At 58.3% G+C, this 17,298-nt stretch carries 14 protein-coding genes; 4 read left to right on the top strand and 10 right to left on the bottom strand.

Features of this window, described 5'->3' with window-relative positions; translation table 11 throughout:
• Positions 1 to 2: 2 nt before the first annotated feature.
• The 3 genes from purM (at position 3) to H7850_RS04170 (ending at position 3,044) form a co-directional block, all read left to right on the top strand.
• Positions 3 to 1,103, top strand: coding sequence for a phosphoribosylformylglycinamidine cyclo-ligase (purM, locus tag H7850_RS04180; RefSeq protein WP_227368121.1), 1,101 nt, complete (start codon positions 3 to 5; stop codon positions 1,101 to 1,103).
• Positions 1,100 to 1,843, top strand: coding sequence for a phosphoribosylglycinamide formyltransferase (purN, locus tag H7850_RS04175; RefSeq protein WP_227368120.1), 744 nt, complete (start codon positions 1,100 to 1,102; stop codon positions 1,841 to 1,843). The genes purM and purN overlap by 4 nt, the downstream gene beginning before the upstream one ends.
• 97 nt (positions 1,844 to 1,940) lie before the next feature.
• Positions 1,941 to 3,044 (top strand): aldo/keto reductase, encoded by a 1,104-nt coding sequence (locus H7850_RS04170; RefSeq protein ID WP_227368119.1) that lies wholly within the window; start codon positions 1,941 to 1,943, stop codon positions 3,042 to 3,044.
• Between the two features lie 68 nt (positions 3,045 to 3,112).
• Here H7850_RS04170 and H7850_RS04165 read toward each other — a convergent pair whose 3' ends face one another.
• Both H7850_RS04165 and dcd read right to left on the bottom strand, forming a co-directional pair.
• Positions 3,113 to 5,065 (bottom strand): autotransporter domain-containing protein, encoded by a 1,953-nt coding sequence (locus H7850_RS04165; protein WP_227368118.1) that lies wholly within the window; start codon positions 5,063 to 5,065, stop codon positions 3,113 to 3,115.
• Positions 5,066 to 5,146: 81 nt separating this feature from the next.
• Complete coding sequence (gene dcd / locus H7850_RS04160) at positions 5,147 to 5,713, bottom strand: dCTP deaminase (RefSeq protein ID WP_227368117.1); 567 nt, start codon at positions 5,711 to 5,713, stop codon at positions 5,147 to 5,149.
• A gap of 351 nt (positions 5,714 to 6,064) precedes the next feature.
• Between dcd and H7850_RS04155 the strand changes: the two genes are divergently transcribed.
• Positions 6,065 to 7,225 (top strand): matrixin family metalloprotease, encoded by a 1,161-nt coding sequence (locus H7850_RS04155; RefSeq protein WP_227368116.1) that lies wholly within the window; start codon positions 6,065 to 6,067, stop codon positions 7,223 to 7,225.
• A gap of 93 nt (positions 7,226 to 7,318) precedes the next feature.
• Here H7850_RS04155 and apbC read toward each other — a convergent pair whose 3' ends face one another.
• From apbC to corA, 8 genes are all read right to left on the bottom strand, one after another.
• Positions 7,319 to 8,122 carry an iron-sulfur cluster carrier protein ApbC gene (gene apbC / locus H7850_RS04150; RefSeq protein ID WP_413614137.1) on the bottom strand — a complete coding sequence of 268 codons (804 nt, stop codon included), beginning with the start codon at positions 8,120 to 8,122 and terminating at the stop codon, positions 7,319 to 7,321.
• Positions 8,123 to 8,230: 108 nt separating this feature from the next.
• Complete coding sequence (locus H7850_RS04145; RefSeq protein ID WP_227368115.1) at positions 8,231 to 9,409, bottom strand: M24 family metallopeptidase; 1,179 nt, start codon at positions 9,407 to 9,409, stop codon at positions 8,231 to 8,233.
• Between the two features lie 144 nt (positions 9,410 to 9,553).
• Positions 9,554 to 10,249: a molecular chaperone TorD gene (torD, locus tag H7850_RS04140; RefSeq protein WP_227368114.1), complete on the bottom strand. Its 696-nt coding sequence runs from the start codon at positions 10,247 to 10,249 to the stop codon at positions 9,554 to 9,556.
• Positions 10,246 to 12,744, bottom strand: coding sequence for a trimethylamine-N-oxide reductase TorA (gene torA / locus H7850_RS04135; RefSeq protein ID WP_227368113.1), 2,499 nt, complete (start codon positions 12,742 to 12,744; stop codon positions 10,246 to 10,248). Before torA ends, torD begins: the two co-directional genes overlap by 4 nt.
• An 11-nt stretch (positions 12,745 to 12,755) precedes the next feature.
• Entirely contained in the window at positions 12,756 to 13,937 is a 1,182-nt protein-coding gene (gene torC, locus H7850_RS04130) for a pentaheme c-type cytochrome TorC (RefSeq protein ID WP_227368112.1), read from the bottom strand.
• A 34-nt stretch (positions 13,938 to 13,971) separates the two neighbouring features.
• A complete protein-coding gene (locus H7850_RS04125) occupies positions 13,972 to 14,142 on the bottom strand; it encodes a periplasmic nitrate reductase, NapE protein (protein ID WP_227368111.1) in 171 nt (56 codons plus the stop codon).
• 258 nt (positions 14,143 to 14,400) lie between these two features.
• Positions 14,401 to 16,143, bottom strand: coding sequence for a hypothetical protein (locus tag H7850_RS04120; RefSeq protein ID WP_227368110.1), 1,743 nt, complete (start codon positions 16,141 to 16,143; stop codon positions 14,401 to 14,403).
• A gap of 123 nt (positions 16,144 to 16,266) precedes the next feature.
• Positions 16,267 to 17,235 carry a magnesium/cobalt transporter CorA gene (gene corA, locus H7850_RS04115; protein ID WP_227368109.1) on the bottom strand — a complete coding sequence of 323 codons (969 nt, stop codon included), beginning with the start codon at positions 17,233 to 17,235 and terminating at the stop codon, positions 16,267 to 16,269.
• Between the last annotated feature and the right edge of the window lie 63 nt (positions 17,236 to 17,298).

Here is a 17,298-nt window from a genome sequence, read left to right as displayed (position 1 = left end):
CCATGACTTCTAATGCCTCCGACAAGCCCCAGTCTCCATCATTGAGCTACAAGGATGCGGGCGTTGACATCGATGCCGGCAACAAGCTGGTTGAGCGCATCAAAGGCGTTGCCAAGCGTACCAGTCGCCCGGAAGTGATGGGGGGACTTGGAGGTTTTGGAGCGCTCTGCGCACTACCCAGCGGTTATCGCGAGCCGGTACTGGTCACTGGCACTGACGGAGTAGGCACCAAGCTACGCCTGGCCATGGACCTGAATCGTCACGACACTATTGGCATCGATCTTGTCGCCATGTGCGTCAACGATTTGGTAGTGGCCGGCGCCGAGCCGCTGCAATTTCTCGACTACTATGCCACGGGCAAGCTCGATGTGGATATCGCCACGGACGTGGTGACCGGCATCGGCGAGGGCTGTGTGCAGGCCGGCTGTGCCCTCGTCGGGGGTGAAACCGCCGAAATGCCGGGCATGTATGCAGGTAGTGACTATGATTTGGCGGGTTTCTGCGTCGGCGTGGTGGAAAAATCGGAAATTCTGGACGGTAGCAAGGTAGCCGAGGGAGATGTGATTTTAGGCCTGGCTTCCTCAGGCCCTCACTCCAACGGCTATTCCCTGATCCGCAAGGTACTGGAAGTCAGCGGCGCCGACCTCGATACCGATCTGGATGGCCAACCCTTGGGCGACGCCCTGCTCGCACCGACGCGCATCTATGTCAAGCCGCTGCTTTCCCTGATCCGGGACAGCAATATCGAGGTGCATGCACTCTCCCACATCACCGGCGGCGGTCTGCTCGAAAACGTGCCGCGGGTATTGCCGGACCACTTGACTGCACGGATCGATGTGAGTGCCTGGCAGCGCCCGGCGGTATTCGATTGGCTCCAGCGCCAGGGCAACATTGCCGAGCGCGAGATGTACCGGGTACTCAACTGCGGCATCGGCATGATCCTGGTAGTTTCAGCTGCCCAGGCCGAGGCCGCCCAGCGCCACCTGGAAGCCTTTGGTGAGCAGGTGGTTCGCCTGGGGGAGATCGTCTCTCGGAAAGGATCGGGTGAAGGCGCTGACGACAACCCCGAAGAGCAGGTGCGCCTGGAGAACCTGGAACGATGAGCGATATGAATTCGACCAGCGACACTCTCAACGATTTCGAGGCCGAAAAGGCCGATGCACGGCGCGTTGTTGTACTGATCTCCGGCAATGGCAGCAACCTGCAGGCACTGATCGATGCCCAGTCCTTCGATGAACTGGGCGGCGAAATCGTTGCGGTAATTTCCAACAAGGTCGATGCCCATGGCCTCAAACGTGCCCGAGACGCGAGTATCGATGCCGTGGCACTGCCTCATAACGAATACGACAGCCGCGAGGCCTTTGATGGCGCGCTAATCAAGGTGATCGAGCGTCATGAACCCGATCTCATCGTACTCGCGGGTTTCATGCGCATTCTTTCACCGATCTTCGTGAATCGTTTCTACGGCCGTCTGCTCAACATTCATCCGTCGCTGCTACCCGCTTATCAAGGGCTCAATACCCACAAGCGTGTGATGGCCGATGGTGGCGAAGAGCATGGCGCCAGTGTGCATTTTGTCACCGAAGAACTCGATGGTGGTCCGGTGGTGATGCAGGCCGCACTCAAAATCCGTCCTGGCGATAGCGAGGAAGAGGTAATCGAGAAGATTCACGCCCGGGAGCATCTGATCTATCCCATCGCCGTGCGCTGGTTTCTCGAAGGTCGCCTACAGCTCGGCCCCGATGGCCCGACCCTGGATGGCATGGCCCTGCCGCCACAGGGCATGCGGCTTTCTCATGAAGACGCCGCCGAGGAATTGGATGAAGATCTTCAAGCCGACTAGAGTCGTATAGCGCATCCCAAGTAAGCGATCATATTGACGCCTCTGATGCGCCGCTACACTCATGCTTCTGACAAGACCGAAAAAGGAGAATCACGATATGGATTATCGTCCGCTAGGCAATTCAGGCCTGATGGTATCGAAGATCGTTCTTGGAACCGTACCCTTCGGTGGGGCAAACGGATTCGAGAAGGCGGCCAGCGTCGATGTCGACGGGGCCAGAAGAATTCTCGACGTCGCCTTTGACGCTGGAGTCAATCTCGTCGACACGGCGGATCTTTATTCCGTAGGTGTCACCGAAGAAGTCACCGGCAAGGCCCTGGGCAACAAACGCAACGACATCATTCTTGCGACCAAGGGCCGCAGCCCCCTGGGTGACGATCCCAACAACACCGGCGCATCGCGCTATCACTTGATTCGCGCTGTGGAGGCAAGCCTCAAGCGTCTTGGCACGGATCACATCGATCTTTATCAACTGCACAACTGGGATGGGCTCACGCCAATCGAAGAGACCTTGGAGGCGATGCACCATCTCGTCACCAGTGGCAAGATCCGCTACTACGGCACCTCGAACTACAGCGGCTGGCAGATGATGAAGATGCTCGGCAAGGCCGAAACGCATAACCTTATCAAGCCGGTCAGCCAGCAGATTTATTACACCCCCGAATCACGTGAAGCGGAATACGAACTGATGCCCCTGGCGCTAGATCAGAACGTCGGCAGCCTGATCTGGGGTCCTTTGGGTGAAGGATTCCTGACGGGTAAGGTGCGGCGCGGTCAGGAAACACCGCCCAACACCCGCCAGGGCAACGGCTGGCCAGAGCCTTACATCCACGACATGGAGCGGGCCTACGACATTATCGAAGAGCTGTTTGCCATCGGTGAAGCCCATGACTGTTCACCGGCTCGTGTCTGTCTGGCCTGGCTGATGGACCGACCAGGGGTCACCTCGCTGATCGTCGGTGCCCGCACTGAAGAGCATCTACGCGACAATCTCGCCGCCACGGAGCTCACGCTCAGCAACGAGGAACACCAACGTTTGGAGCAGCTAACCCGGCCCGCGCCACTCTACCCCTATTGGCACCGCATCGTCTCCGGCATGGATCGCTGGGATCCGGCAGAAAAGCCCTTTCTGGACCGCTACGCCGAGACCATCGAACATCGCAACGATGACCGCAGCGCTAAATCGCAAAGCGATAAATAAGTACAAAAACGGCGGAGCCCTTTCGGCTCCGCCGTTTATCATCAAACACAAGCAATGACGAATGGCTCTCAGAAAACGAAGCCGGCGCCGACGTGAACATACGGCGACCATTCATCCCAACCCTGGGCACCCCCTCCAACGCTGAGCCGCGCATCGCCTAACTGCACACGCAGGCCTGCGTCGGCGCGCAGATAATTGTCGTCCTCTCGTTCACGGGTCTCGCCGGACCAGCTATTGGTGGGCAGCGATGCCAAACGCACCTCGGCACCGTCGCGCTCGTCTTCCAGATACTGACCCCAGGCGAACTCGCCATAGAAACCGATGCCACCTTCGAGGCCACGATCCAGCATCAAACCCGCCTCCCACTGGCGATCTTCGGCATCCTGATCCGAGACGATCAGCGCATTGGCGTTCGACCCCCTCTCCGTGTAGCCATCGACCTCGACTTCGCTATGTCGATAAGCCACGAACGGCGCGGTGTACCAGGGGGAGTCCGCAGCTGTGAGACGATAATCGAGACGCAACTCCGCCGACCAGCCGCCGCTGTCCGCATCTCCTCGAAGGGTGCGCTCGGCAGGCCCCAGGATGACCTGACGACGCAGATCGAGATCGAAATCGCCACCGCTGACGATGGCCTGCACCCCTACACTGCCCAGGTGCTGACGAGCGAATACACTGAAGGTCTGGCCCTCGAGATCGAAATCCGCCGGGTCGTCCATGTCCGCCTCGCGCTGGGCCACTGCCGCGCCGAGCCAGCCCAAGCCGACCGGTACTACGGCACCGACTCCCACGCCTCCTTGAGACGATTCCGGTCTACCATCTTCATCGAAAGCCTCGGGTTGATCGTATTGATAATCGCCTTGGGCGAAGACCCGCACATCGTCGCTTTGCTGGCCAGGGCGTAACTCGTTACCGATGGCGCGCTGCTGTGCGTTGAGGGCTCCGAGGGTCAGCTCCCCCGCCAGGGATAGAATCTGCGGCGCCTCGATCAGGGCGTAGGTGTAATCTGCCACGATCTGCTGACCCGCCGTGGTCGGATGCACGGTGTCGTTGAACAGTAGCTTGCTGGGGTCGGGGTTGCCGGAACTCAGGCCGAAGGCCTCGGACTCGCAGCTCGGATCGCTGAAGCAGACATCGGTCAGAGCCACATCGGTAGCCAGACCGAAATCCGACGGCTCGGCCACCACTTCCTCGAACAGGGCACCGATATTAAGGCGGATGATATTCACCTGGCCATCGAAGCGCGCCAGCCGCTCCCCCAGCGCCTGGTTGAAGACGCCCCCCAGAGCGGAGGTCACCTCGCGCTGACCGCTCTGCGAGCCCGCTGGTGTAGCGCCGACATCCGGCAAATTGGAGACCACGACGGTCTTTACCCCCGCCGCAACCAATGCCTCGACACCATCGGCCAACGTATTACCCGCTGTCGATGCGGTGGCAGGATCGGTGACCAAACCATCAAAGAAGTCATTGCCACCACCATTGACATAATAAAGCGCATTCGGATCCGCTGCCCCGACGCTAACCAGATAACCATCCTGGCTTCGCGAGGTATCGATCCCCAGCGCCGCCAGTAATGCCACGAGGGCCGGCGTCAGGTTCGGCACCTCAACCACCGAGCCACCCGGCTGGGTAATGGAGGCGAGAATATCTTGGGTGGTATAGCCACCCACGGCGTAATTGTTGCCATCGGGTAATCCCTCTTGTTCGCGCAGGATCGAAGTGGAAGGCAACAGGGGGCCAAGACCCAGCGCCAGGGCCAGGCGTTGCGTACTGACGTCACCGTAGGCCGCGGGTGGCTGATACGGCTTTTCCCGATTGGTGAAGCGCAGGCTGCCAGGCTCACCCAGCAGGAGTCGCTCGACATCAGGAAACTGCCCCGAATCGCTGAGGCTGTCGCCGAATACGATCAGGTCGGAATAAGCCCAGACGCTTGAGGGAAGCAACGCAAGGGACAGTAACGCCGCTGCGGAACGGCGACGAAGTTTAAAACCGGCGGAACCAGTACGAACGATTACGGGCATGGGAAGCCTTCTTATAACCAAGGAAACGATCAATCACTTCCCAAGCATAGAGTATCCCATGGATAAACTCAGGGGTTGTTCTCAGGTTCGCGGCAAGGTAACTCCACGTTGCCCCATGTACTTGCCACCGCGATCCTTGTAGGAAATATCGCAAATTTCATCGGATTCAAGAAACAGCATCTGCGCCACGCCTTCGTTGGCGTAGATACGCGCCGGCAGGTTGGTGGTGTTGGAGAACTCCAGGGTCACATGCCCTTCCCATTCCGGTTCCAGCGGGGTCACGTTGACGATGATGCCGCAGCGCGCGTAGGTCGACTTGCCCAGGCAGATGGTCAACACGCTGCGCGGAATACGGAAATATTCCACGGTACGCGCCAGGGCGAAGGAATTGGGCGGAATCACGCAGGCATCGCCCTTGATATCGACGAAGCTTTTTTCGTCGAACCCCTTGGGGTCCACCACCGCCGAGTGAATGTTGGTGAACACCTTGAACTCGTCGGCGCAGCGCACATCGTAGCCATAACTGGACGTTCCGTAGGAGATCACCCGCTGGCCATTGACGTGGCGTACCTGATCCGCCTCGAAAGGTTCGATCATGCCGTCGCTTTCGGCCATACGGCGGATCCACTTGTCGGATTTGATACTCATCGGGCGTCCTTGAAGTTCATGCAAATAGAAACAAGGGCCGTATCATAACGGCCCTTATCGTGTATAGAAAGCAGCCCCACCTGGCTAATCGCCGAAGGTGATACTCGGGCCCGGCCTGACAGAACCGCTCGCAATAAAGTAGACACTGAAGACTTGCCGGCAATGGGCTTCGACAGAACCGGAGAAAACACCGGCCTGAAAGATGCAGGTGTCATTCCAACCGCTGACCGACTATTCGGGCATTAGCTTAAATTCTTTTCATATAAAGCTAAATTACGCAAACCGAACGACTTTTGCATAATCTTAACAATGAGCAACGAGGCGTTTCGCCCATCTTGGGAGCACGCAACCATGGCCGAAAAGAACAAGTCACTCGCCCAGCAGGTCGATGAACTGGCCGCGCGGCTCAAGAAGCTGGAAACGCGGCTCGGTAAGGCGAATGCGCCGGATGCAGGTAGCGAAAAGGGCGAAGAGGCAGTGAGCTTATGCGCCCTGCCTGAGGTGCCCGAGCGCACCTTCGGGACGGAGGTTTCGGCGCATCGGGCCCGGCTGATACGCTGGATCGACAAGAAGTGGGTCAATGGCACTCGGCTGCACTACTACTTCTTCGATAGTGGCAGCTACGCCGGAGGCAGCGATCAGCAAGAGATGGTGCGGGAAGGCTTCGAGGTATGGCGGAGCCTCGGCATCGGCATCGCATTCGAGGAGGTGTCGAATATCGCCGATGCCGAGATCCGGATCGGCTTTCTTAGCGGTGATGGGGCCTGGTCCTATCTCGGCCGGGATGCAATCGACATCCCCGGCCAGCACGAGCGCACCATGAACTTCGGTTGGGACCTGACCCGCGATCCCAGGGGCGTGGATACGCCAGTTCACGAGATCGGACACACCCTGGGTTTTCCCCACGAGCATCAGAATCCCTTTTCGGGCATCGTTTGGGACGAAGAGGCCGTCTACGCCTACTTCGGTGGATCACCGAACCATTGGCCCCGCGAGACGACCTTCCACAATGTGCTGCGCAAGCTGCCCGCAGGTGAGGTCGAAGGCTCGGCGTGGGATCCGGACTCGATCATGCATTACGGCTTCCCTGCCGGCTTGATCATCGAGCCGGAAGCCTACCGAGAAGGCCTGCGCCCAGCGTTGGGGCTGTCGGATCATGACATCGCGGAGGTGCGCCGCTTCTATCCCGCCCTGGAGGATGCCAGGAATGCGCGGCTTGAGCCGTTCCGGCTGGAGTTTCTCACCCTCGCACCCGGCGAACAGAAAAACTTCAACATCACGCCGCAGAGTACCAACGACTACACGATCCAGACCTTTGGGCGTTCCGATACGGTGATGGTGCTCTTCGAGGAGGTCGACGGGCAACTGAACTATGCCGACGGTGACGACGATAGCGGCACCCGCCAGAACGCCCAGATCAACGTGCGCCTGCAGCAAGGCAGGCGCTACGTATTGCGTATCCGCCTCTACCTCAACTATGCCAGCGACAATACCGCCGTGATGTGGTGGTGACCTTGTACGTGCGCATGCGGTACCGGTTCGACGACGTTGGCCTACTACCGGTCTGGCCTGTCCCATGGCTTCCGACGTGAACCGTCAACACGCCTAATCACCGAAGGAAATACTTGGCCCTTCCTCGCTCTGGCTCTCGACGCCTTTGACCACCGATCGTGCAATGCTGCGGAAAATGGCCGTCACCTCACCTTCAGGTTCGGCCACCACTGTCGGTTTTCCGCCATCGGCCTGCTCGCGGATAGCGAGTTCCAGCGGCAACTGACCCAGTAGCGAGGTACCGTACTGCTCGGCAATATGCTCGCCGCCACCTTCGCCGAAGATGGGCTCCTGGTGACCGCAGTTGGAACAGACATGCAGGCTCATGTTCTCCACCACACCGAGCACGGGAACGTTGACCTTACGGAACATCTCGATGCCCTTGCGTGCATCGAGTAGAGCGATGTCCTGAGGGGTGGTCACGATCACCGCCCCAGAGACCGGTACCTTCTGGGCCAGGGTCAACTGAATGTCTCCGGTGCCCGGCGGCATGTCGATGAACAGATAATCCAGCTCGCCCCAATCAGTCTGGTTGAGCAGCTGCTGGAAGGCGCCAGCAACCATCGGACCCCGCCAGACCATGGGTTCGGTGATATCGACCATGAACGCCATGGACATCGCCTTGATGCCATGCGCCTCCAATGGCTTGAAGCTATTTTCGCCGGCTGCTTGCGGGCGTACGCCCTGCCCGATTCCCAGCATTTGCGCCTGGCTAGGGCCGTAGATATCGGCGTCCAGCAGCCCCACGCGATAGCCTTCTGCCGCCATGGCCAGGGCCAGATTGGCAGTCACGGTGGACTTGCCCACGCCCCCCTTGCCCGAGGCCACGGCAACGATATGCTTGACTCCTTCGATCACGGCTCACTCCTTGATTGGCTTATGGACGGCACCGGTGTGACAGCACCTGATATGGCCGCAGTATAACCTGTCAGAGAGGGCAATAACCAAGCGTTCCAGTCAACTTCTTCAGGATAGCGTCCAGGGGTTGCGGGTAAGCGGTACGGCACCACTTTCGGTCACCCGTACGGTATCGCTGCAGCCGATACCCCACTCGCCGGGAATACGCAGGCAAAGCGGCAGGTGAAAGATCATGTTCTCCTCGAACTGACGATGCTGACCACGCGCGATGAACCCCGAACCCTCGACCCAGGAAGGCGGGAACTGGGCGCCCACCGCATAACCGAACACACCGGAATGAAACACCTCCGAAGCCAACGGCGCCAGGGCTTGCTCGGCGGCTCGGGCGGCGGCGTCGAAATCCTTGCCCGGTCGCATCTCCTCTAGCATGGCGTCGTAAATACGGCGACAAGTGTCGAATACCTGATGCATGCGCGATGTCGGCTCCCCGGCCACCACGGTACGCATCATCGGTGCGGTATAACGCTTCCAGGCGGAGCCGAACTCGAGGAATACCGGCTCGCCCTGGGCGATTTCTCGTCGCTGGTGATTGAGATGGATCACGGCGCTGCGTGGCCCGGTAACGACGATTGGCTGCATGCTCATGAATTCGCTGCCGGCGGCATGCAGTGCCTGAGCACCGATACCGGCAATTTCGCTATCGGTGGCTCCGGCACGCACTGCATTCGCTGCCGCCTCGATACCCAGACCGGTGATTCGGGCGCTTTCGATCAGACATTCGATTTCCGCCGCGGATTTGACGATACGAATCTCCTGCAAAAGATTGGCGGCATCGATAAAACGGTGTTCCGGCAACCGCCATTGCAAGCCACTCATGACACTATGACGCAATGAGCCATGCCAGGGGTCTACGCCGACGTTGGTGCCTGCTTCGTGAAGTGCCTCCGTCAGCGGTTCGAGAATTTCATCGACGTTCTCCCAGCGATAGCCACGAATATCCTCGACATGGGTGCAGGCCACCGCCGGCCCGGTTTCGATGGAAGGCACCTGAAGCACCAGATGATGTGCAGTGAACACCAATGCGGTATGCACCGAGACCTCGAACGTGCTGTAGCCGGTGAGATAGAAGATGTCGGCGGGCGCAGTGAGCAGCAGTGCATCCAGATTCGCCGCTTCCATGGCCTTGAGTACGGCCTTGTGGCGACGTTGGAATTCGACTTCCGGAAAAGGGCATTCCTTGCCGGCCATATGCTGACGAAGCGTGAGTCGATAATCGTTGAAATCCATGGCTCCGGCACCCAAACAGTTTTACTGACATGACCTTACTGTAGTCGTTGAAGAGATGGATCGCTTCGCTACTTATCAGACAGCAAAAAAAATGCCAGCGTGGAAAGCACGCTGGCGTAGATGATCGTTAGATAGCGTCTCACATCAAATGGAAGAGCGGCAACCACTCTGAGTCGATAACGTGGCACAGTAGCCGGCCACCAGCTGCGCTAGCGCCGGGTAGAAATCGCTGGCCGTATCAATCTGCTGGCAACGCTGGGCGAAGGTGGGTAGCCAGGGCGTGAGTTCTTCATCGACGAACTGTACTAGGCCACCCTTGATCTCTTCGCACTCCGCGTCGCTGGACGCTTCACCAAGCCGTTCATAGCCCGTGGCGAGATAGTCCAGCATCACCGCGAGATGATCCGCGGGTTCGCCGAAGTCCTTGACCACATCGTAGCCGGCAGCCCTCAATCGCATTTCCATGCGCTCGGTGGGCTGTTGATGAAACAGCGCCTGGCCGGGCTGGTAGAGCGATGCATAGGGAGGTGCCGAGGTGCGCCCGTCCATGAGAAACAACGTGGCGAAATCCGCGGCCAGTTCGAGCCGTGGCTGCTCGAATAGCCGCAGCGCGTTCAAGGCCTGATTGAAACGCTCGACCAACGGCGTTAACTGCGCATGGTCCCGCAATAGCTCGAGTAGCGGTTCGGCCTCGCCCTGCAGATACGCCTTGAGCGTTACCTCGTCGAGCTCCTTGGCGAGCAGGGTCGACAGCCAGCGGCACAACAGGGTCCGCTCATGCCACAGCTCGCATTGGGTTTGAGGGGGCAGGCCTTGGCCTGACGGAGCGTCTAGCATCATAGTTCGACCATTTGAGGGCCGCCGAAGGACGTCACCGCCGGCGCCTCACCGGTGTATCTTTCCATTTCCACCACGCAGGTATTGGCGCTAGTGGCCTGGGCAAGTTTCGAGGTGCCCACGTCCATGGTCAGCGTATTGGGATCGCCGTAGGTATCCAGGGCGCCAATACTGGCATCCACCGGCCCGTACCAGGCGCCTTCGTGGATGCGCACCACGCCGGTCGGGAAGTCATTTGATACCCGCGCGCCGGCCAGCAACTGGCCGCGATCATTGAATACCCGCACCAGATCGCCGTCGGCGATGCCCCGGGCTTTCGCATCCTGCGGGCTCATGTAGATCGGCTCGCGGCCCTGCACGGTATAAGTGGCCCGGTACTCGTCGGCTTCGCACATCTGGGAGTGCAAACGTTGATCCGGATGGACCGATTGCAGCCACAGCGGGTACTTGTCCGAGTTGGGACCGCCATGGGAGCGTTCCGCTTTCTCCATCCAGGTGGGATAACCCTTGCAGTCGTCGTAGCCGTAGCGGTCGATCTTGCGGCTGGTGATCTCGATGAAGCCGGACGGTGTTCCCAGGGCGTTGACCTCCGGCGCCTCCCGGAAATCCGCATGGCGCACCCAGGGGTCGCCGGCGCCGAAGTCGACATAGCCATCCTGCCAGAACTGCTCGAACTCCGGCATCGGAAAGCGCACTTTCGGGCCAGAGGGCGAAGACACCTCTACACTGTTGGCGTCCTTGCACTCGTCATAGAGCTTTTTCACCCACTGCATCTCATCCATGCCCTGAGCGTATTCATCATGTCGCCCAAAACGCCGACACAGATCGGTGAAGATGTCGAAGTCGGTGCGCGAGTGGAACAGCGGATCGACCAGCTTGTGCATGGCCAGCAAACCGCGATTGGAGTAGGAACCGTAGATATCGATGTCGTTGCGCTCGAACTGGGTACAGGCCGGCAGCACCAGGTCCGAGAAGCGACAGGTAGCGTTCCAGGAGTAATCGATGGTGACCACGGTCTCGAGCTTGTGGAAGGCCTTCTTCATGCGATTGTGATCCTGGTGGTGATGCCAGGGATTGCAGCCGCTGAAGATGCACATCTTGATGTCCGGGAAGGTCACTTCGCTACCGTTGTACTGAATCTTGCCACCCGGATCGAGCAGGCAGTCGATCCAGCGCGCCACGGGGATAGTGTCGTTGGTGCCCTTGAAATCGGCATTGTCGTACTTGGGCGTTTTACCTGCATCGACATTACGTGGAAACGCACCCGGCGCACTGGCACCCGAGGCCGGCACACCGATGGAACTGTAGTGGTGGGCATAGCTGATGCCGCCGCCGGGAAGACCGATCTGGCCCAGCATGGCGGCTAGCACCGCCCCCATCCAATAAGGCTGCTCGCCGTGCTGCTGGCGCTGGATCGCCCAACCGAAGATGAGCTGGGTGCGGTCGCTGGCCAATAGCCGCGCGAACTCCCTGATCTCGCCTGCCGGAACGCCGCAGATAGTCTCGGCCCACTCCGGCGTCTTCTCGGTGTTGTCCTCCGCCCTGCCCAACACGTAGTCCATGAAGGGCTCGAACCCCAGGGCATAGGCCTCGATGAAGGCCTTGTCGTAAAGCTCTTCCTGATAAAGGGTATGCGCCAGGGCCAGCATGAAGGCGACATCGGTCATCGGGTTGATGTAGAGCTGTTCGCATCCCAGGTACTTCTGGGTCTTGGTGCGCACCGGATCGACGCTGATGACGCGAATGCTGCCGTCGGCGATCTTGCCCTTGAGCTGCTCCAGGTACTCGTAGGCCTCGTGGGTTTCGCAGTTCCAGCCCACCTGCAGGTTCTTGTAGGGGTCGTTGGCCCACAGCACGATGGTCTTGCTGTTATCGAGAATCAGTGGCCAGGAGGTGCCCTGGCTATAGACCTCGGTGGAGCCGAGCACGTAGGGCAGGATGCTCTGCCCTGCGCCAGTGGAGTAGTCGCCGACCTTCTTGACGAAGTGGCCATGCATCGCTACCGCGCGCTGCATATGGTTGCCGCAGCTGTGCATCTGGCCGGTCTGGCGCCATCCGGTGGCCCCGGCATAGAGCGCCCAGGGGCCGTAGTGCTTCTGAACCCGCTCTAGTTCCTCATAGAAGAGATCCAGCGCCGAATCCCAGGTCAGGCGCACGAAACGATTATCGCCGCGCTGGGTGCGGTCGCCGTTCTCCCGGTTCTTGAGCCAATCCAGACGCACCATCGGGTAGCGAATGCGCGACGGATTGTAGATCAACCCCTTGATGCCGTTGAGCATGTCCGTCGGGTAGCGATCGACGTCGAACGGCTTGATCTCCGCCACCCTGCCGCCCTTGACCAGCGCCTTGAAGGCACCCCAGTGGGAGCCGGCCATCTTCCATGTGCCCTCTACCGAAACGCTGGCCGTCGCGCTGCGAGCCAATAGCCCTGGGCCGATCAACGAGGCAGCTCCGCCCGCCGCCATGCCTTTGAGAAAGGTTCTACGTGAAATTGCCATATCTCTTTGCCTCAATGCTCGCCAGCGTAATCGGATGAGTGCTTCTGCAGATACTTCAGTACCAGGTCCTGGGTCTGGGCATCCATGTTGGTGAAGCCCACCATGCCCGCGAACATTGCCGGCCAGGTATTGGTATCGAAGTGCGCTGGCGCCGGTTCGGTATGGCAGATGCTGCAGCTGGCACCGTAGGTTTCGCTGGCGTAGTTCCAGAGCTCATCCCGGGAGGAGAGGAACGCCTTGGTGTCGGTCCAGAACTGCGCCTCGACCTTGACCCAGGGCAACCCGGTCAGGTCATCGATTTTCTCTTCGCCGCTGGTGAACAATGCCTCGTTCTGGGCCGTTTCCTTCTCGAGCACCGCGCTGGTGATGTTCTGACCGAAGTCCTCGTAGAGCACACGACCGAAGCCCTTGGCCTTGCGCCACTCGTCGATCGCGAGCTTGAACTTGTCGCCTTGAGCTTCGAGGATCGTCACCTCGCTGGCGGATTCGAGTACACCGGCGCGTTCGGTCAGCGCCTCGTCCACATAGAGTGTGACTGGCTTGACGGTGTAATAGGTTTCACCTTCGTCGAGGCCCACGCCTTGAGCCTGCTGTTCGAGCCTGGCCAGCATGGGGTTCTTGAAGTTCATCTGCTTGGGCAATTCGTGGGCGATGCCTTTGTGGCAATCCAGGCAGCTCTGATTCTTTTCCGCGGCGCGCTTCATGAAACGCGCAGCCTCGTCGGACATCGCATCCCAGTCCATGCTGTCGTAGTCGTGGCAATTACGACACTCCAGGGACTTGTTGGCGGAAAAGCGCTCCCATTCGTGTTGGGCAAGCTCCAGGCGCTTGTCGAGAAATTTCTCTCGGGTATCGATGGTCCCGAAGATGGCGCCCCAGACCTCCTTGCTGGCCTGCATCTTGCGCGCGATCTTGTCCGTCCAGTTGTGCGGCACATGACAATCCGGGCAGGTGGCACGTACGCCGGTACGGTTTTCCCAGTGCACGGTGGTTTGCAGCTCCTGATAGACGTTATCGCCCATCTCGTGACAGCTGACGCAGAACTCCTCGGTATTGGTCACTTCCAGGGCCGTATTGAAACCGCCCCAGAAGACGATCCCGCCGATGAAGCTGAATAACACGATGACGCCCAGGCCGATATGCACCGGCGGGCGCTTCAATACACGCCAAAGATTCTTCATTAATTTGCCCATGTCGGACCTCGTTCAAAAAGCCTGTCGGTAGCGTTCAGAAGTTGTGTCCGGGAGGGCCGAAGAACATCTGGAATATCCAGACGGCAAAGCCATAGCCACCGACGACCATGACGCTCAAGATGGGGAAGAAGACGAAAACGACAAATAGCATGGCTATCCATTCTCGCCTCTTGGAAGACTGGGGGGTCGTGGTTTCTTTTTGCATGATGCTGTCCCTGAATAATCGCAATGACGTTTTTAATATCAGTTTGTACACATTTTCTTTTTTAGACTATTTTAATGTGCTCACTGATTTGCGTGTTGACCGAAATCAATATTGATTGATGTCATGCATATCAATGGGAGAGGCGTGCTTGGTAAATCGTATACATAAAAAAAACCGACCGGCGCTAAGACCGGTCGGTTTCTTGAGGGTCGCGTTAGTCGGCTATCGCCGACTCACGCTTGCAGTCTCACTAGCGCTTTACTGCTGCTCGCTTGATGACTGCTGTTGTTGATCTTGCTTTTCCTCATTGGGTGGACGCAGCCGCTCCTGCTCCTGCTCCTTTTTTTGCTGCTGTTGCTTTTGACTGTCCGATTGATTCTTCGAGGACTGGCCATCGCTGTTTTGCTTGTTGCCTTGCTGATCACTCTGCTGATCGCCTTGCTGGCCACTGTTTGCCTTTTGCTGCGCGGATTCGACGCTCTGTGACAAGTCGGACAAGGACGACTTCATATCCTCGATGCGTGACATCTGCTGCTGCACGTTGGTAATGAGTACTTGCAGCTCATTCAGACGCTGGCTACGAGACTGAATCTGCGACTGCAGATCATCGAAACGTGACTGGGCAGAATCAACTTCCGACTTCAGTGACTGCTGGCGTTTCTGGAGATCCTCAAGGGATTTCTGAACCTGCTCGAGGTTTTCCTTGGCAGTGGCGGTTTGCCCCTGTGCATCAGCCAGCTCTGACTCGCTATCCTTGATTTGCTCATTCAGATCATCGAGCCGATCATTACGACTGCTGATCTTCTCTTCGAGTTCAGCATTGCGACCTTCGGCCTTGGCAATCTCGTCTTGCGCCTTTTTCAACTCGGACTGAATGGAGTCGAGCTCTTCCTGAACGGACTTGCGCTGCTGGGTAATGTCATCGAGTCGGGACTGAGCCTGTTCCGTCTTGTCCTGCACGGACTTGAGATTGGCAGAGACCTCCTGAGTCTGCTGCTCTTGCTCCTTTTCCTGCTGCTTGAGCTGCTCGATCTTCGATTGCAGTTGAGATTGCTGCTCCTGAGCCTGGGCAATCTGTTCTTCCAGCGCCTGCTTTTGCTTCTCTGCTGATTCGACGCTGGAATACGCTTCTTCAAAGGCGGAATTTCGCTCCTGAAGCGCATCGTTGTCACTCACAAGGGTCGTAATCCGTTCTTCGTACGCATTACGCTCATTGCTCCACTGCTCTCGCTGACTGCTTGCGTTGGAGGCAATAAAGATAGCAACGATAATGGCAATTACTGCCACGATAACGACGGCGCGAACCCGATTGTCCTTGAAAGGTCCGCCTGCGCTGCCTCCGCCCATACCGCTACCGCCGCCACCGCTTCCACCGGACCCGCCGGCAGTGGTTCTGGAACCTCCGGAAGTCACTTTGGCTCCGCTTGCGCTGGTTGCGCTGGTACTGGAGCTTGAACCGCTTGTACCAGCACTCGAACCGCTGGTGCCTGAGCCTGTAGTGTTGCTCCCGCTACTGGCGCCTTGCTGTGAAGCGGTTGCTCCTTTACCGCCGGGGCTGCCGGTATCTTTACTAGCTCCGCTTGCAGCACTGGTGCTGCCTGTACTACTGGATCCTTTATCTGCCGGGGCAGAGCTCTTGTCATTCGAAGAGGGACCCTTGCCGGATGCGGTTGAGTCCTTGTCGGATCCACCACTGCCCTTGGCAATGGCCGCTGCCTCGGCTGCACCCCTTTGTGCATCAGCCTTTGCATCGCTGTGCGTGCCGGCCGTGCTTTTACCGGACTCGTTACTACTCGCGCTATTGGCCGAGCTACTGGTCGACTTATCAGTGCCGCCGGTCTTGTCGGTTCCGACCTTGGTGGTACCGGAGTCGCTGGTGCTTTTACCCGCTCCAGCCGGCTTGTCATTCGGCCCAGCAGCGGTCTTGTCGGACTCTTTATCCTTGATGGTCTTCCCTGGCTTATCCGTATTGTTACCGGGCTTGTCAGACGATTCTGCCATGAGTTTTTTCTCCCTTGTTCTGTCACATACTGACCATGAAGCATTACTACTCTGTCGAGCATACAGCCTACATCAGATTTTCGCTTGGCATGACGGTGTGATTTCACTCATCGAACATGGCTGTCACAACCAGCCTGCCTTGCGAAAACGGTAATACAGTCCGCCACAGGCAACCCCCATCAACCCTAGTGCTAGAGGATAGCCCAATTTCCAATCGAGCTCCGGCATGTGCTCGAAGTTCATGCCCCAGATGCCTGCCAGTATGGTCGCCATGGCGAATATGGCGGCCCAGGCAGCCAACGCCTTATGTACCTCGCCTTCATCGATGGCGACCACGGAAAGGTTGACCTGAATAGCCGTAATAATAGTCTCTCGTATTGTGTCTACAGCCATTTCGATACGATGTAAATGGTCGTAGACGTCGCGATAGTATTCCTGGGTATTGGCGCAAAGCACCGGTACGCGCCCGCCGAACAGATGCACCGTGGCCTCTGCCAAAGGAGTCACCGCATGCTTGAGCGTCATGACCTTGCGCTTGAGTTGATAGAGTCGCTCGATGTTGGTTCGGGCAGCGGCATCCTTGGTGAAAATCTGCTCCTCGATGGTTTCGAGCTCCTCTTCAAACGCCTCGGCCATCGGAAAATAACGATCGACAATGGCATCCATCAAGGCATAGAGCACGAAGGAAGGCCCTTGCTCGAGTAGATCCGGCTCCCGTTCGCAGCGGCTGCGCACTTCGGCAAACCCTTGCTGGGTGTGTTTGCGAACCGAAAGGACATAGTTGGGCCCAGCAAAGACAGCCACCTCGCCTTCGCGTATCTCGTCTTCCTCGATATCGAGCACACGCATGAACACGAACAGGGCAGCGCCATACTCTTCCACTTTGGGCCGTTGTTGGCCGTGCAAGGCGTCTTCTATCGCCAGCTCATGTAGATCGAAGACATCCTGAAATATCTCGAATTCCCGGGGTTCAGGGTCGCTCAGGGCTACCCAGACAAAACAATCGGGTTTATTGACATAATCGGCGATTTCGGACGTATTGATGTCGCCAAGCTTGCGACCTTCCCGATAAGCCACGCAATTGACGATCATGATGGTCGAACTCCTGTGTGTATAAGCGAAAGCGCGAACGAACACTTATTGTGCCCGATAAGC

This window comes from Halomonas sp. M20 (genome assembly GCF_020622265.1).
Lineage (GTDB): Bacteria > Pseudomonadota > Gammaproteobacteria > Pseudomonadales > Halomonadaceae > Modicisalibacter.
Note: the sequence above shows the minus strand (reverse complement) of the source record. Positions and strands in the feature narration are given on the sequence as shown.

Bases quoted from the DNA above. Each gene is read 5' to 3' on its own strand.
- corA (WP_227368109.1), bottom strand. From the start codon at position 17,235: ATGATCGTCAATTGCGTGGCTTATCGGGAAGGTCGCAAGCTTGGCGAC.
- H7850_RS04125 (WP_227368111.1), bottom strand. From the start codon at position 14,142: ATGCAAAAAGAAACCACGACCCCCCAGTCTTCCAAGAGGCGAGAATGG.
- purN (WP_227368120.1), top strand. From the start codon at position 1,100: ATGAGCGATATGAATTCGACCAGCGACACTCTCAACGATTTCGAGGCC.
- torD (WP_227368114.1), bottom strand. From the start codon at position 10,249: ATGATGCTAGACGCTCCGTCAGGCCAAGGCCTGCCCCCTCAAACCCAA.
- H7850_RS04155 (WP_227368116.1), top strand. From the start codon at position 6,065: ATGGCCGAAAAGAACAAGTCACTCGCCCAGCAGGTCGATGAACTGGCC.
- torA (WP_227368113.1), bottom strand. From the start codon at position 12,744: ATGGCAATTTCACGTAGAACCTTTCTCAAAGGCATGGCGGCGGGCGGA.
- H7850_RS04145 (WP_227368115.1), bottom strand. From the start codon at position 9,409: ATGGATTTCAACGATTATCGACTCACGCTTCGTCAGCATATGGCCGGC.
- H7850_RS04165 (WP_227368118.1), bottom strand. From the start codon at position 5,065: ATGCCCGTAATCGTTCGTACTGGTTCCGCCGGTTTTAAACTTCGTCGC.
- H7850_RS04120 (WP_227368110.1), bottom strand. From the start codon at position 16,143: ATGGCAGAATCGTCTGACAAGCCCGGTAACAATACGGATAAGCCAGGG.
- H7850_RS04170 (WP_227368119.1), top strand. From the start codon at position 1,941: ATGGATTATCGTCCGCTAGGCAATTCAGGCCTGATGGTATCGAAGATC.
- dcd (WP_227368117.1), bottom strand. From the start codon at position 5,713: ATGAGTATCAAATCCGACAAGTGGATCCGCCGTATGGCCGAAAGCGAC.
- torC (WP_227368112.1), bottom strand. From the start codon at position 13,937: ATGGGCAAATTAATGAAGAATCTTTGGCGTGTATTGAAGCGCCCGCCG.
- purM (WP_227368121.1), top strand. From the start codon at position 3: ATGACTTCTAATGCCTCCGACAAGCCCCAGTCTCCATCATTGAGCTAC.